The organism is Runella sp. CRIBMP (assembly GCF_009905605.1).
Lineage (GTDB): Bacteria > Bacteroidota > Bacteroidia > Cytophagales > Spirosomataceae > Runella.
Map to the genome: position 1 here is coordinate 191,568 of NZ_JAAAKZ010000004.1, position 15,496 is coordinate 207,063.

The following is a 15,496-nucleotide window of genomic DNA, read 5'->3' on the forward strand; positions in this document are numbered from 1 at the left end:
AATCATTCATAAACGCAATACGATGGATTCTGTAGACAAATCAAGACGCGCAGCGCTCAACACCCTCGGTGTTTTCGGCGCAGGAATGTGGTTGTTACCTTCTTTTCCGTTTTTAAGCAATGAACAAAACATGATTAAACGAAAAATACCATCTTCGGGCGAACTTTTGCCCATCGTGGGGCTGGGTACTTGGCAGCAGTTTGACGTCGGATTGTCGGATGTGGAACGTCGACAACTCACCGAAGTCCTGACCATGATGATTGAAAAAGGGGGCAGGCTGATTGACTCGTCGCCCATGTACGGACGTGCTGAAGCGGTCATCGGGGAACTTGCCGCGCCGCCCGCCATCAATCCCAATCTCTTTTATGCCACTAAAGTGTGGACAACGGGAAAAGAGGCGGGGATTCGGGAAATGAATGACTCAATGGCCAAAATGCGTCGAAAAACCCTTGATTTGATGCAGGTTCATAATTTGGTGGATTACAAAACACATTTGCAAACATTGTACAAGTGGAAAGAAGAAGGCAAAATTCGGTACATTGGTATTACGCACTACACGGCTTCTGCCCACGAAACACTGGAGCGAGTTTTGAAGTCGGAGAAGATTGACTTTGTGCAGTTCAATTATTCCATTCGCGAGCGAAATGCCGAGAAAAGACTGCTAAATGCGGCCCAAGAAAAAGGAGTGGCGGTGATTATCAATGAGCCATTTGAATCGGGTTCGTTGTTCAATGCGGTCAAAGGGAAGAAACTGCCCGAATGGGCGGCCGAAAATGATATTCAGAGTTGGGGGCAGTATTTTTTGAAGTATCTTTTGGCCAACGAGGCCGTCAATTGTGTTATTCCGGGTACTTCAAATCCGAAGCACGTCGTGGATAACATGGGGGCGGGTTTTGGTCGGTTGCCTGATGAAAAATTGCGTTTAAAAATGATTGAGTATTTAAGTACAATTTAGATATTGAACCAAAATGAAAACTTAACGGCAAAGGGTGTGATGCCCGGATTTTGGCGGTAGGTCAAGCGGTGAATGGCGTCGACCCGCAGCACTTTGAAAATATTGTCGATGGCATAGCCTACTTCAACGTAGGGTTCTTTGCCCAACGTACTGAAACCTAGCACGGGCCGCCCTTGCCCATCTATGGGAGCTAAGAGATTCATATTGGCGGGCCGAACACTGCCGTAAAGCACCTTGGCATTGGCCAAAAAACGCCATTTTAAACGTTTGATGGCAGGAATTCGGTTGAAAAGCAACCCTTCAAAATTATGCTCATATCGAAGTTGAATGTATTGGTCGCTCACAAATTCAAAGTAATTCATGAGGTTGAAGGCGTTTTCGACGTAAAAAAGGGATTCATTACCCAGCGGCGTATAGAGCATAGGGTAGGGGAGCGTTGAAGGAATGTAGCCCAAGGTGACATTGTAATTGGAGCGCCCCCATATACCCACCCGAAAACTTTGCTTTACATTTAGGGATAAGCGGTGATAACTAAAATCACTGTTCATGAGGTTACGCAGCCCCATTTGATAGCGAAAAATCACGAGTGGCCACCGCTGGGTGCCGAGGGTGAGTCGTTCGTTTTCGTTGTAGATAAACACCTCATCTTTGCCCCAACGGGTTTCAAAAAACAACTCTGAGTTTTGGTAATTGCTTTGGGTGGGTGAACGGTCGCCCATGCCGGGGGCGGTTCGGTAGGCAAAGGTGTACATGGGCTCAAACGAGCGATGACGCAACCCCACCGTTTGGGTCAATCCCCTGAAAAGCTCGCGTTTGATGTAGGCAGAACTGACCCCTTCAAAATACCCGCGACGGTACGAACCCCAGCGGGTCATGGCGCCAAAAAGGGCATTGTTGCCGATGGCCTCCGACGAAAGCCCGATGCGCTCTAAATCATAACTATGGCTGATACCTCCGATGGTCCAAGGCTTGCGGCTAAAGATGTAATCAACGCTAAAATTATACTTCCATTTTTGATCCAAAGTGCCGTAGGCGGCGTGTCCGCTCAATATCCATTTGCGGCTGAAATCTGGGTTGGTTTTGCCCCCGATACGGATACGGTTTCCTTCCACCACATTGTTAGAATATAAATACAAAAAAGGCCCGACGTCAATGTTGACCTTCGGAATTCGTTTGTATCCATTGACGGCCATATTCAGGACTTCTACGTAGGTTCGTACCACTGGAACCTGCTTAACGGAATCAATGAGTTGATAGGCCGTTTGCTCGCCTGCCGTCAGCGGTTCATGACGAACTTTGTTCCAATAGTCTTCAGGATATTCTTTGTAATCTTCGGAAAGTTCCAGCGGATAGTCATAAAACTTGGGAGGGCGAGGTTTGTTGACCGTCACATTCCGATTGGAGGTATAAAATTTTACCAACATTCCCGCCGTAGAATCAGTCAATTCGGCTACGTCAATCAGCACCCGAGATTTGATGGGCATCCAAGTGCTGTCGCCGATTTGTTCATATTCCTGCTGGATTTTGATGCGTTCAATGAAATTGATGTTGGCACGTTTGCCCACGCTGGCGTCCACCTGCACGAGTGCGTGCGAGAGTGTGTCAATCCAAATGGTGCCGTTGAAAGCAAGGTCTTGGGGGCGTTTGGGTTCATAATCAATCTGATAACACCAATACCCACCCACATAAGTAGTGTCAATCAAATAGTATTCGTAGGTGTTTTTCCAGCCGTCGGCAATGGGAGAATGAAAATCTTTTTCGACCACACTCAGCCAGTTTTGATAAAAATTATACTGCTGAAACGACGATCCAATGAGCTGAGAAATCAGGCTCCCGTCGGTGACGGCGATGCCCGAAATCTTGGTTTTAAGAATTTGTTCTTTCTTTTTGCGCGGGTTTTCCCTGAAGTAATAATTGGAAATGGATTCGGACAGATAAATCGGAATCACGGGCCGACCATCTTCGCCCGCAATCTTTTCAAATTTATCCACCGCTTCCGTAATCTTTCGAATGGCTTTGCGCTTTTTAAAACGCTGCGAAAGGTTATCTACGTCCACTTCAATCTTGTTGTAGCTTTCGTATTCGTAGGCAGTCAGGCGGTTGGGATTGTGCGCGGGCTTTTGTTTTACTACTTTCCGCAGAATATTATACGCGGGATTTTCGCCAGCGTAAACCTTTACTTCCTGAAGTTTGATTTCGGAAGATTCGAGCTGAAAATTGATAACTTGTGAAATCGAATCTTTGCGAATGGCTTTGGTTTTGGGTCGATAACTCATCGACGAAACCATCAAAGAATCGCCTATTTGAGTGGTTTTTAGCGTATAAAATCCTTCAAAATTGGTGGTAACCCCCGCAGTTTTGCCTTTGATTGCCACCGCTGCAAAGGGCACAGGGTCACCAGTTTGGGCATCGGTAATGCGGCCAGAAATGGTGTAAGTTGTCTGACTGACGCCTTTGAGTGACCAGAAAAGTACGAAACAGACTAACGTACAATGTATAGGAAAGAAGCGTAATCGTCTAATCACAGGTGGGGTATTTGGTTCATGGTCTGTCTATAATGACAAACGCTTGTTGAAAATAAAAAAGTTTAGCGGCTATGACAATTATTTTTGACTTTTTTATTGATAATACGCAATTATGAGGCCATTATGTTGCAATATTTAAAGTTTTTACACAAAAAATCCTCTCACCGAACGCACTCAGGAGAGGAATATACATTGACTTTTGATATTGCAATCTATGTTGAAATCAGAAAACAATCAGTCAGAAGCTTTAAGTTATTTATTATGTATGTCAGTTACTTTGTTAAATCCATTGGTCAAAGAAATAAAAAGTAATTAACTCAGAATCATGAATAAGCGATTAGGACTAATCTGAATACAGAGGCAGAATTGGAATTGGTCCATTATGTGTATAATAGAAAAATAACAATTCCTGTTAAAGCGGAAGATATCCCCTATAGCAATGATTGGTATCCGGATACACTTACTATACGCTACAATCCTATGAAAGCCACCAAGGGAGAGGTAATGATTAAATGGAAGTTATCATAAGCAGGGCGTATTATTTACCGACAGCGAGCCTTCGGACGTTTATCATCCGAAGGCTCGCTGTTTGTTTACGGAAATTTACTCAAATCCAATTGATTATGATTGATTTTCATTGTATTCGACGTGCCATGTGTGGTCGGCAAGCATCGTAACTTTGGCAATATAGCGACTATATTTATACGAACGACCCCATTCGCCCGGTGCAATCATGGAAAGCACGTCGCTGCCGTCTTCTTTTTCGTACACATAATAAACCTCGTTGAGCACTGGCTCAAAATTCATGTGGGCCGCATAAATCCTTTCCGAAACATCTACGCGCTGACGCAACTCCTTGGCTTGTTGGGCCAGCGTTGCCATTTGTTGGTAAATCTGTCCGAGCTGCCTTTCGGTTTGTTGACGCATGGCCAACACTGCCTTGCCTTTGACTTTGCCCATATCTTCGGGCTTAATGACTGCGCCACCTACCGAGTGGGCATACGCCATAAGTCCGGGGTTTTCAGCTACTTTGTCGGGATTGATAGGGTTCTCTACCATTATATAACCGTTGTTTGTTGGTTAATAAGTTCAACGCACAAAATTAATTATTGTTTGGTTTGAATGTAGAATGAAACGCCTATTGAGCCCTAAATAATAAATAATAGTCTAAATAATTAATGTTAAATAGACTATATATCTTTAAAATATTATAATTTAAGATAAAATATATAATCGAAAAAAGCACACTTCTCGATGGCTTAGGCCCTGTATTGGCCTCAAACAGATAAGCACATAAGGTGTTGGTTGGTCACTTCGTCGCAAATCTAATGATTAAAAAAAGCGCGGGACTTTGCTATTGTGCCCATTAATGTTGTTTTTTGAGTGTAAATGCACCCAACAAAAATACGTTTGGCATCATGCTTGTATACTTTTCATACAACTAAAACGTTATTTTTACGGGAATTTTCCACATAATTTGTAAGCAAACGCCTGAAAGCGAGTCGTTTAATGCGAGTCAACCAACTTCTAACCTATTCTACAAAGCTCCAACTGCTTCTGCTGTTGGGAATTACGTCATTTGTGACGGGCTGCTCGCAGTACAGTACCGGAAGATTGAGTGTGGGGTATCACAACCTCAATGCTAAATTTAATGCCTACGTTATTGCCCGCGACAAAATGCGCGAAGCCGAGATAGCCATGCGCCGAAATCGCAAGGAGGACTACAATCAGATTCTGCCGATTCTTCCCGTACTTGATTCTCTCGAAGCCCAACCCGTGGGAGATTTGCTGCAAGATGTCATCAAAAAAGCGTCGTTGGTGCCTGACCGCCACCAAAATAGCAAATGGGTAGACAATGCTTACGTACTGATTGGTAAAGCGCGTTTGTACAAAGGACAATTTACGGACGGCATCGAAACGCTCCGCTACGTCAACGCCAAAGGGCGCGACGAAGAAGACAAACACGAGGGCCTGATTTGGTTGATGCGCGCCTACGTCGAAACCAAGGATTATAACAGTGCGCTCAGCGTGGCTGAATTTTTGCGTAGCCAGCCCTTAAACGATAAAAATACGCGCGATTACTATTTGGTGAAGGCTTACCTTCACCAACAAAAGCAGGAATATATTTTGGCGTTGGCGATTTTGGAAGAAACTTTCGATTTGTTGCCCAGAGGGGAAGAAACGGCCCGAATTCATTTTGCCGCCGCTCAAATGTACGATTTTCTTGAAAAGCCGCAGGCGGCCAATGCCCATTACAAACAAGTATTTCGCAATCGGCCTCCTTACGATTTGAGTTTTTTTGCAAGCATGAATTCATTGCAAAACGAAGCGCTGACTTCCAACGACGTATCGACCGAAGGAGGATTTAAGCGGATGCTCAATGATCGTAAAAATAGTGACCTGCGCGACCGCCTATACTACTCAATGGGTGTGATTGAAACGCGTAAGAAAAACTACCCTCAGGCCATTCGTTTTTTTGAGGAATCCATTCGTCAAACTACCACCAATACCACCCAAGTGCCCTATACCTACCTCGAAATGGCGAAGGTATATTACGACAAACTCCAGAATTATGAGTTAGCCAAAGCCTATTTTGACAGTTCATTGGCACTTTTGCCCCGCACGTCTCCCCAGTTTCAGAAGATTACGGAGCGCAAAGATGTGCTGGACGAGTTTGTAAAACAGCTCACCACGATTCGGACCGAAGACAGTTTGCAGCGGCTTTCGCAGATGAATCCCGCGACCTTGGATAAATTTTTGGATGGTGTAATCGAAAAAGAAATTGAAGAACAAGAACGTAAGGTAAAAGAAGCCCAAAAGCTGGTGGAGCAGGCCAGAACACTGAATGCCAATGCATTAAACTTCAACGGAGACCCTGCCGACCGATTTGCTTTGTACGACCCCGTGGCATTGAATCAGGGAAAATTGGAATTTAAGCAGCGTTGGGGAAATCGGGCGTTGGAAGATGATTGGCGGCGAAGCTCAAAAGTGGCTACGTTATTGACCCAAACAGACAATATCACCCCTGTAGCAAACGGCCAAAAACCTGTAACGCTGGGCGGAGGAGATATTACAAAATTAACCAAAGACTCGCCCGAGTGGAAAGCAAAAAAGGATGCGATGTACCGCAATATTCCGCTGAGAAAGCAGGAGCTTGACGCCTCCAATCAACGCATGGAAGATGCTTATTATAAGTTAGGGAAGATTTATAAGTTTAGTTTAATTGAGCCCGAAAACGCCGTCAAGACGTTTATGACAACTTTAGAACGTTTTCCTTCGACAAATTATAAACCCGAAATTTACTATTTACTCTTCTTGACTGACCAAAAAAATAATCAGGACAGTTGGAAAACCAAGCTGTTGGCGGAGTTTCCCAACTCCTCTTACACCCGGTTATTGACCAAAGCCAACGGGAGTATTGCCGCCACGGGTAATTTAGAATTGGAAGCGCTCAAAGATTACGAGAAAATACTAGGTTTATACCAAAAAGCCAATTTTTCAGAGGCTTATGCCCAACTAGAAATGGCGATTGTGACTTATTCAGGTAGTAAGATTGAAGACAAATATGCCTTGCTCAGAATATATCTGCTCGGCAAACTTCAAGGGCGCGAAGCCTACCTCAAAGCGCTGAATAGCTTCATTAAAGATTTTCCAACCAGTCCATTGCTGCCTCGTGTACGGGAGGTTTTGGAAGCCCAACAATCCACATCTATCAAGAAAAATGGCTAATAAGTCTATCAGGTTGCCCAATGTTCCTGAAAAAATCCTTATTATTGCGTTTAAAGCAATAGTTATCCCCCTGCCCATTTTGAAGTTGAAAACACAACCTGAACTTCATTTCACTTGAAAAAATCTGTACTTCAATTTTTGAAAAATGGGACAAAAGTTGACCGATAACGATTAACGAATTACTTTAATATGGCATTTTTGAAAGGAAAGTATCGCAAATCCATTATTTTGTTTTGGCAATTGGCCGGTGTTGTGATTGGAGGGGCTGTATTATACATAAGCGCCGTTTATTTTAATTTCTTTTGGCTTTTTGGCGGAATGCCCGATTTGAAAGCCATAGAAAACCCTGAAAGTCAGGTTGCTTCCGAAATTCTTTCGGCCGATGGGCAGACCCTTTCTAAGTACTTTATCGAAAACCGTACGCCGGTTGAGTTTGACCAGCTTTCACCCAATATCGTCAAAGCGCTGATTGCGACAGAAGATGCCCGTTTTGTAAAACACTCAGGCATTGACCCCCGCTCAATGTTTCGGGTTTTGAAAGGTGTTGCTTCAAGTGAGCAGGGAACCACAGGTGGTGGAAGTACGCTGACCCAACAATTGGCCAAGAACCTGTTTCAAACCCGAAGTGATAAATACAAAGGAGGGTTGGGAGATATTCCTCTCATCAAAACCGTCATTGCTAAAACCAAAGAATGGATTTTGTCGGTAAGGCTGGAGCGAAATTATACCAAACAGGAAATCATGACAATGTACCTCAACACCGTTTCGTTTGGTAACAATGCCGACGGGATTAAGACGGCGTCAAGGACGTATTTTCGGAAAGAACCCTGGAATTTGAATTTGACCGAGGCCGCATTATTGGTGGGTATGTTGCAGAACCCTTCCCGTTTCAACCCGCGTGTATTTAAAGAAAGAGCATTAGAGCGCAGGAATGTGGTAATGGGCCAAATGGTGAAATACGGTTTTCTGACGCAGGAGGCATTTTATGTAAATAAACTGAAACCCCTTGGCCTGAATTTTAACATCGAAAACCACAACACTGGTCCCGCGCCTTATTTCAGAGAAGTATTGCGTGATTGGATGAAGACGTGGCTGGCCCAGTATAATCAAGAAAACGGGACGGAGTACGATTTGTACACCGATGGACTGCGAATTTACACAACCATTGACTCGCGGATGCAGGACTATGCCGAGCAGGCCGCCGAGCAACACATGAAAGACCAGCAGGTTAAGTTTTTCAATCATTTTAAAGAACTTAAAATGAATCCGTGGGTGGTAAAAGGCACAAACGGAGGCTATGTGCCTGACCCCAATTTTGAAAGAAGAGCGGTAAAACGTAGTTGGCGCTATCGTGAACTGAAACGCAGTTTTGGCGATGATGAAGAAAAAATTTGGGCAGAATTGCGTAAACCCATCAAAATGAAGGTGTTTTCTTGGCGCGGCGATCGGGATACCATCATGAGTCCGTTGGATTCTATTAAGTACTACAACAAGTTTTTGCGCATTGGTATGGTCTCGATGGACCCGCGCAATGGAGACGTGAAAGCATGGGTAGGTGGAATCAATTATAAGCACTTTAAGTACGACCAAGTATATCAGGGCAAGCGCCAACCTGGCTCTACTTTTAAACCATTTGTGTATTGCTCCGCCATTGATGGAAACTACGTCACCCCCTGCGAAACCATCATGGACCATCAGGTTTGCATTGGAGATTGGTGTCCCAAGAACTCAACAGGGTCTTTTTCGGGGCAAATGCTGACATTGCGGCAGGCATTGGCAAAATCGGTTAACTCCATCAGTGCGTATTTGATGAGTAGAGTCGGCCCCAAGAAAGTGGTAGAATATGCTCATAAACTGGGAATTACGAGCCCGTTGCCCGAAAATGATGTAACAATTTGTTTGGGAACGCCTGACGTTTCGGTGTACGAAATGGTGAATGCTTATTGTACTTTTGCCAACAGCGGCAAACACGTTGACCCACGTTTTGTAACCCGCATTGAAGATAAAGACGGACGCTTGTTGGCAGAGTTTCCACCAAACGAAAAAGAAGTAATCAGCCCAAGCATTGCCTACCAAATGTTGTTTGTAATGCGCGGTGCCGTAGAAGATCCTTGGGGAACGGCGCAACGCCTGCGCACCCAGTACAAACTGGCCGATAATAACGAGATTGCCGCCAAAACGGGAACGACTTCTGATTATACCGATGGCTGGTTTATGGGCGTAACCCCCAATTTGGTCACGGGCGTTTGGGTAGGTGGCGAAGATAATCACGTTCACTTTACTTCGATGGCACTCGGGCAGGGGGCACGAATAGCCATGCCTGCGTGGGGATTATACATGCAAAAAGTCTACGCTGATCCAGATTTGGCGGGCAATGACCGCTCTCCGTATCGCCGCGACCGATTCAATAAACCCGACGGAATGGATGTAAATATCGGATGCGGGGGTGTAAAAATTGACACAATAAATACCTATTTACGTCCAAAAGTAACCGACGACGAAAGTATATTATTTTAGGAATCAGAAGTCAGGACTAAGAATGTAGAAATTACTTTCGCGCTCCTGACTTCTCACTCTGGACTTCTCCCTAAACGATGAAATTTCTGCTCGCGCCCGACAAATTCCGTGGTTCCTTGACAGCCTATGAAGTATGCCAAGCCATGAGTGACGGTATTCGTGAAGTGATTCCCGAAGCGGAAATTGTGGTGCTTCCTATGGCGGACGGGGGAGAAGCAACCGCCGAAATTCTGACGCTTAATGCGGGGGGCAAGATGCACACTGCTTTTGTTTCTGATCCGTTGGGTCGCCGCATTGAAGCAGAATACGGGCTTTCTGCCGATGGCCAAACGGCATACATTGAAATGGCCACTGCTTCGGGGTTGCGCTTACTTCACGCCAACGAACGTAATCCCCTCAAAACTACAACATTTGGTTCTGGTCAGCTTATTCTGGAGGCTTCAGAAAAAGGGGCGCATCATATAATTCTCGGCATTGGCGGCAGCGCCACTACCGACGGAGGCATTGGCATGGCAGCGGCTTTAGGGTGGGAGTTTTTGGACGCCAACGGCACTGCTTTGCCTCCAAATGGCGAAAGTTTAGTCAAAATCCAGCAAATAAAACCACCTCAGCATTTACCTGAAATAACGGTTGAAGTCGCCTGTGATGTGACGGCACCTCTTTTCGGCCCAGACGGTGCGGCGCATGTATATGCGCCTCAAAAGGGGGCAGATGCGGCGATGGTAGCGGAACTAGAACTCGGATTGCAGCATTTGGCATGGGTCGTAAAGCGTGATTTCGACGTAGATATAGCCCAAGTTGCTGGTACCGGAGCGGCGGGTGGTTTGGGGTTTGGAGCGTTATTTTTCCTAAATGCCGTCCTTAAAGAAGGGGTTAAAATCGTAATGGAACAGACCCATTTTGAATCACATTTAACCGATACCGATTTGGTGTTGACGGGTGAAGGAAAAATTGATGAACAAACTTTGCAGGGAAAACTCATCGCAGGAATTGCGGGTGCAGCTCAAAAGCGCGACATTCCAGTAGCGGCGCTATGCGGAGCGTTGATGGTGTCGCCCGCCGACCTAGCGCATTTGGGGATTTCGTACGCCACTTCTATTTTGCCCCGTCCGATGAGTCTCCAAGAAGCGATACCCTATGCGTATGAAGGGGTGAAAAACAGCACCCATTATCTCGTAAAACTATTGAATCAAGTCAAAAAATAGCCCACCATTATGATGAATTTGCTTAAAAACACCATTGGACGTCTTCGTATTATTGGCTTTTTAGAAGGTATATCTTTTCTGGTACTTCTTTTTATTGCCATGCCTTTAAAATACATTGCGGACCAGCCAATGGCCGTAAAAATCACTGGCATGGCCCACGGAGTGCTGTTTGTGTTGTATATTCTGTACGTTATAATGGCCGCCGTCGAATACAGCTGGTCGATAAAAAAATCGGTCCTTGCTTTTTTGGCTTCGTTGGTTCCCTTCGGGACTTTTTGGGCGGATGCCAAGTTGTTTCGCTAGCTAATTAACTTTATTTTGATTCTTCCAGCAATTGACGAATGCGGTTGGAAAGTTCGGTATTCTGGTAAATTCCACCGAATTGCTGAGATTGCGGGCCATAGGCATATACTGGAACCATGATGGCAGAGTGACCTTTAGAACCAAAATTTCCTTTAATCATTCCTTCTGACTCGCTACCGCCCGTGATACTCATGGCCCCCGTTTCGTGGTCGGCGGTGACAATGACGAGCGTTTGGCCGTCTTCGTCGGCAAAACGTAGCGCTTCACCCACTGCCCGGTCAAAATCCAGCACCTCATTGGCTACATAACCTGTATTGTTGGCATGGCCGGCGTAGTCGATTTGTGCTCCTTCAGCCATGATAAAAAAGCCCTTTTTTGCCGTTTTCTGGAAGTGGCTGATGCTTTCTTTTACCGTTAATGGTAGAAAATTGCCACGCCCTTTTTCAATTGACAGTGTGGCTTGGTCGTCCAAAACGACGAATTTTTCAGCTTTATTCTGGTTAGCTATTTCGGCGTATTTACGGATGACATCATACTGACGCGCTTTGAGTGAATCTCCCAGATTTGCTTTGTCTTTGCGCTCAAAAAAATACTTGCTTCCACCACCCGCTAAAATATCTAAGGGTTCTTTGAGAAAGTCGGCGGCGATTTCTTCCTGCATACCACGCTTGGGCTGGTGGGCATAAAAGACCGCAGGGGTTGCATCTGTAATAGGCCCCGACGAAATAACGGCACATTTCTTTCCTTTTTGTTTAGCGGTTACGGTCAGCGAAGGACGGGCTACCAAGGTGGCATCCATGCCTATGGTGCCGTTTTTGGTTTTGTATCCCGTGGCCAATGCGGTGCCTGCGGCGGCTGAGTCGGTGATGAATGATTCGGCAGGTTGAGTTTGCATTAAACCAAGATGCTTAAACAACGCCATGTGGAGCTGTCCGTGATTGGCAATCAATCCAGTATGCATTTGGGCAAGACCCATGCCGTCGCCAATCAAAAAAATGATGTTTTTGGGCGTTTTATTGATACCGTCACTTTTATAAGAGGGTTGATAAGGTGTGTAAGCGGGAACCGTATTGGTGTATTGACTGTCGGCAGGTTTTGTACTTTTAAAATAATTTGTCAGTGTCTGTGGAGCATCAGTTCCAATCCAATCAACGCCTACGGCCATCAATTCTTTCCAAACGGCTTCATTGTCAGGCGTTCCCCAGAAACGAATTTTTTTTCCTTTTTGATGGGCACGATTCACCAACTCAACCAATTTTTCGCGGTCTTCTTTGGGAAACAAACCAACACCCGTCCAACGAGAAACGGCACTGAACGGAGCGCTGAACAATGGCACGCGGGCCAAAGCAGCGTCAGAATAAGTTTCTTCAAATCTGCCATCAAATAAAACCCAAGAGGGATATTTCCCAAAATCACTGGGTGAAGGCATGTTGCCGCTGATGACCACTTTGACGGATTTGTTGTCGCCAAAAACGTACGGAAAACGGTTCAAGTGATTGACCAACGTTTCTAGGGTAGGGCCAGCGGGGGTTTTTAGGTCAATCAATAATTGTAAGGGATACATTTTTCCTTCCCGATGCTGCGCGGCGAGCGGCTGCAAATACAAGGCATGAAAGGTGCGCTCAGGCTTGATTTCATCGGGATGGTGCGCTACCATCAGTTCACCGTCTTTGAGAAAAACATCGGCTTCGATGGCCCCGCATTGGAGGTTGTAAGCACCAAAAAAAGGATTGGCCTGTGCATAGTCATTGTGCGAGTGTGCATTGGCGGAGGTGTACGTAATTTGGCTGTGGCTTTGCAAAACGGCAAAGACAGCGAAAAGGACTGGTAAAAAATAACGTTTCATAAAAATGGTTAGAATCAATGATAGAAAACACCTTGAGGGTATTTTTACTGTATTTTTCCTAAAAAGTAACTGCATCAGGAAAGGGAGTATTGCGAAACTCCTGCGTGTCGTACGCGTCATTTTGGGGTTTGGGGCGGACTACTGCGTGGTTTTGGCGCCAGCTCCATTTGCGTTTCCAATGATAATTGGAAGTGGCAAAGTTATGCTTTAATATTGATTTCATAGCGTTCTTTTTGACCGTAAAACAACGCGTTTACCGTGTCTTCAAGATGAAGCTGCTGTTATGCTTTTGTAAAATATGGTGATATATTGATTGAAAAATGAAAAAAAACGGAGGCCAGTGTACCGATGTGGGTGCTCCGTTTCTATCTTTGTTCCATGCAAAATCCGCAAGCCAATAATCCCCTTCATGGCATCACCCTTGAAATGATGCTGAATCACTTGGTTGCTCATTATGGGTGGGAAACCATGAGTGAGTACGTCAATATTCGTTGTTTTCAATACGACCCAAGCATCAAATCTAGCTTAGCATTTCTCCGAAAAACGCCTTGGGCGCGGGCCAAAGTAGAACAACTGTATTTGATGAGTCTGAATGATTAATTAACGTACACGTCCTAAACCGAATTGGTCGCCTAGCTGTACGGGTTTTTGACCGTTGAAGTGTACTTCAATCATTTTTTCGCTATGCACTCCCTGTCCGTTCTCTCCTTGGAGGGTTGTGATGATTTTGTGCGTAGCTACATCGATGATTTCTCCTGTGGAAGGGTAGGCGTGTTTCCCGTCCAGACTGAACGTAATCCAGCCCGGTTGGTCACGTAGCGACAAGCTCCCGATTTGGCGGGAAGGCATAACCGTTGCATCAAAAAAGTGGACTTTCTGGTTGGCCCCGTCTACGACCCAGACTTCCTTTTCGTCGGGTGTAAGGCCGACGCCGTGGCTGGGGCATCCGTGGCGTTTGACGGGCCCTTTCTGTACTCCGCTGACTTCAACGCGGTGCAGCATTTTGCCCGTTTTGAGGTCGCCGATTTCAAAACCCAGCAAATCGTTTACGTTCACAAAACACAACGTTTGTTTTCCATTGACCGTGAAAGGACGAATAGACGCGCTAAATGGGCCAACTTGACGGGTTTCCGTTGGTTTTTGGGCATTCACCACTGTTAAGTAAGGCGAGCGTAGGCCTGCCAAATACACCTCTTTCCCGTTCAATCCGAAAACGGTGTTGTGAGCGCCTGAATTGAGGACAATCTTCTGTTTTACATCGCCCGTGGCGGCATCTACCACCGCCCAATAATCTTTTTCAAACGTGGGCAGATAAATCGTTTTGCCGTCCGGAGAGATGGCCATGCGGTCGCAGCCTTCGTCGTATTTCCGTTCCCATTTTACTTTTTCGGTCGTTAAATCTATGCATTGCAAGGTGGTGATGGTGCTGATATAAATGCTATTGGTGGCCAAACTAGCACAAATTCCTTTAACGTTTATGGGCTTGCCTTCAGCATCTAGCCCCGCCGTAGGAATGCGTTTGACAAACCGATAATTATTGTCAATATCAAAGACCACTAAACCATGTCCGCCGTATTCGAGGTAATTTCTTATGCCTGGCGTTGCCACGTACAGGTAGCGTTTGAGGGCTTGCTTTTTCTGGGGAACGGTATCGGTAAAAAGGGCCATGACCCCTAAAGACAAGGTCAATAGCAAAAACTGGAATCGTACCTTTTTCATCGTAGTATTTGGGGATACAAAGGGCGTTAATGCCCTTTTAGAGAAAAGGGGGCAAGACGATTTTTATAACTATTCCAGAAAATGGATGAGATGTCCGTAACGACCTAAACCTTGTAGCATTGACGACTTATTTTGGGGCCAAGCCGAGATTAGAGGGCAGGCCGTCGAGGCTGGTTAAATTATTTTTTTGTATGTATTCGGCCAAGCCGCTTTCCCCTTTTTTCTCGGCCCAATCAAAATGGATGCTTCGCTCTCCTTTGTACTCAAATTCGGGTACTCCAAATCCGCATGAGGTTTGCACCAAGTTAATATCGGCTACAATAATCTGGCGCGTACTGGGATAGATTGTAAAATGGGGGGCGTAAGTTGCCCACTCGTCGGAGGAAGGCAAAACGGTAAACCCTTTGCCATAGAGCCTCAAAATGAGTGGATTGGGGTCAAAAGAACAAAACATAAACGTAATGCGACCGTTTTCGAGCGTATGGGCGGATGTTTCATTGCCGCTACTGATTAGATCCATATAGGCCACTTTATTTTCTGACAAAACCCGAAAACAATCCAAGCCCTTGGGCGACAGATTGATGTGCCCGTCGGGGTTGAGTGGTGCCGTACTGACAAAAAACAGATGTTGTTTTTCAATAAATTCTTGGTGCGATTTGTGGATGGAAGGGTGAAATTTTCCCATGGCGGTTGCGTT

General features: G+C 45.5%; 12 protein-coding genes. 6 read left to right on the top strand and 6 right to left on the bottom strand.

Translation table 11 applies throughout. From position 1 onward, the window contains the following. The first annotated feature begins 22 nt into the window (after window positions 1-22). Window positions 23-955 (top strand): aldo/keto reductase, encoded by a 933-nt coding sequence (locus tag GVN20_RS14075; RefSeq protein ID WP_166558954.1) that lies wholly within the window; start codon window positions 23-25, stop codon window positions 953-955. On the opposite strand, the gene GVN20_RS14080 is transcribed toward GVN20_RS14075, so the two are convergent. Continuing rightward, a complete protein-coding gene (locus tag GVN20_RS14080; RefSeq protein ID WP_310586822.1) occupies window positions 952-3,480 on the bottom strand; it encodes a DUF5686 family protein in 2,529 nt (842 codons plus the stop codon). The two genes, GVN20_RS14075 and GVN20_RS14080, sit on opposite strands and share 4 nt — an antisense overlap. 621 nt (window positions 3,481-4,101) lie before the next feature. Then, window positions 4,102-4,539, bottom strand: a complete 438-nt coding sequence (locus GVN20_RS14085; RefSeq protein WP_114459543.1) for a DUF2452 domain-containing protein — start codon at window positions 4,537-4,539, stop codon at window positions 4,102-4,104. A gap of 450 nt (window positions 4,540-4,989) precedes the next feature. On the opposite strand from GVN20_RS14085, the gene GVN20_RS14090 reads away from it, so the two are divergent. From GVN20_RS14090 to GVN20_RS14105, 4 genes are all read left to right on the top strand, one after another. Further along, window positions 4,990-7,209 (top strand): hypothetical protein, encoded by a 2,220-nt coding sequence (locus tag GVN20_RS14090; protein WP_166558955.1) that lies wholly within the window; start codon window positions 4,990-4,992, stop codon window positions 7,207-7,209. A 189-nt stretch (window positions 7,210-7,398) separates the two neighbouring features. Further along, window positions 7,399-9,726, top strand: a complete 2,328-nt coding sequence (locus GVN20_RS14095; RefSeq protein ID WP_166558956.1) for a penicillin-binding protein 1A — start codon at window positions 7,399-7,401, stop codon at window positions 9,724-9,726. Between the two features lie 77 nt (window positions 9,727-9,803). Continuing rightward, the gene (locus GVN20_RS14100; protein ID WP_166558957.1) at window positions 9,804-10,931 is read left to right on the top strand and encodes a glycerate kinase; all 1,128 of its coding nucleotides are present in this window, start codon (window positions 9,804-9,806) and stop codon (window positions 10,929-10,931) included. 9 nt (window positions 10,932-10,940) lie between these two features. Further along, the gene (locus tag GVN20_RS14105; protein ID WP_166558958.1) at window positions 10,941-11,234 is read left to right on the top strand and encodes a DUF3817 domain-containing protein; all 294 of its coding nucleotides are present in this window, start codon (window positions 10,941-10,943) and stop codon (window positions 11,232-11,234) included. 10 nt (window positions 11,235-11,244) lie between these two features. Here GVN20_RS14105 and GVN20_RS14110 read toward each other — a convergent pair whose 3' ends face one another. Next, window positions 11,245-13,080, bottom strand: a complete 1,836-nt coding sequence (locus tag GVN20_RS14110; protein ID WP_166558959.1) for an alkaline phosphatase — start codon at window positions 13,078-13,080, stop codon at window positions 11,245-11,247. A 58-nt stretch (window positions 13,081-13,138) separates the two neighbouring features. Beyond that, window positions 13,139-13,303: a hypothetical protein gene (locus tag GVN20_RS14115; RefSeq protein ID WP_166558960.1), complete on the bottom strand. Its 165-nt coding sequence runs from the start codon at window positions 13,301-13,303 to the stop codon at window positions 13,139-13,141. Between the two features lie 155 nt (window positions 13,304-13,458). Here GVN20_RS14115 and GVN20_RS14120 point away from each other — a divergent pair, with 155 nt between their 5' ends. After that, window positions 13,459-13,680 (top strand): VF530 family DNA-binding protein, encoded by a 222-nt coding sequence (locus GVN20_RS14120; RefSeq protein ID WP_114065979.1) that lies wholly within the window; start codon window positions 13,459-13,461, stop codon window positions 13,678-13,680. On the opposite strand, the gene GVN20_RS14125 is transcribed toward GVN20_RS14120, so the two are convergent. Both GVN20_RS14125 and GVN20_RS14130 read right to left on the bottom strand, forming a co-directional pair. Then, a complete protein-coding gene (locus GVN20_RS14125) occupies window positions 13,681-14,799 on the bottom strand; it encodes a YncE family protein (RefSeq protein WP_166558961.1) in 1,119 nt (372 codons plus the stop codon). A 127-nt stretch (window positions 14,800-14,926) separates the two neighbouring features. After that, complete coding sequence (locus GVN20_RS14130) at window positions 14,927-15,484, bottom strand: pyridoxamine 5'-phosphate oxidase family protein (protein ID WP_166558962.1); 558 nt, start codon at window positions 15,482-15,484, stop codon at window positions 14,927-14,929. Between the last annotated feature and the right edge of the window lie 12 nt (window positions 15,485-15,496).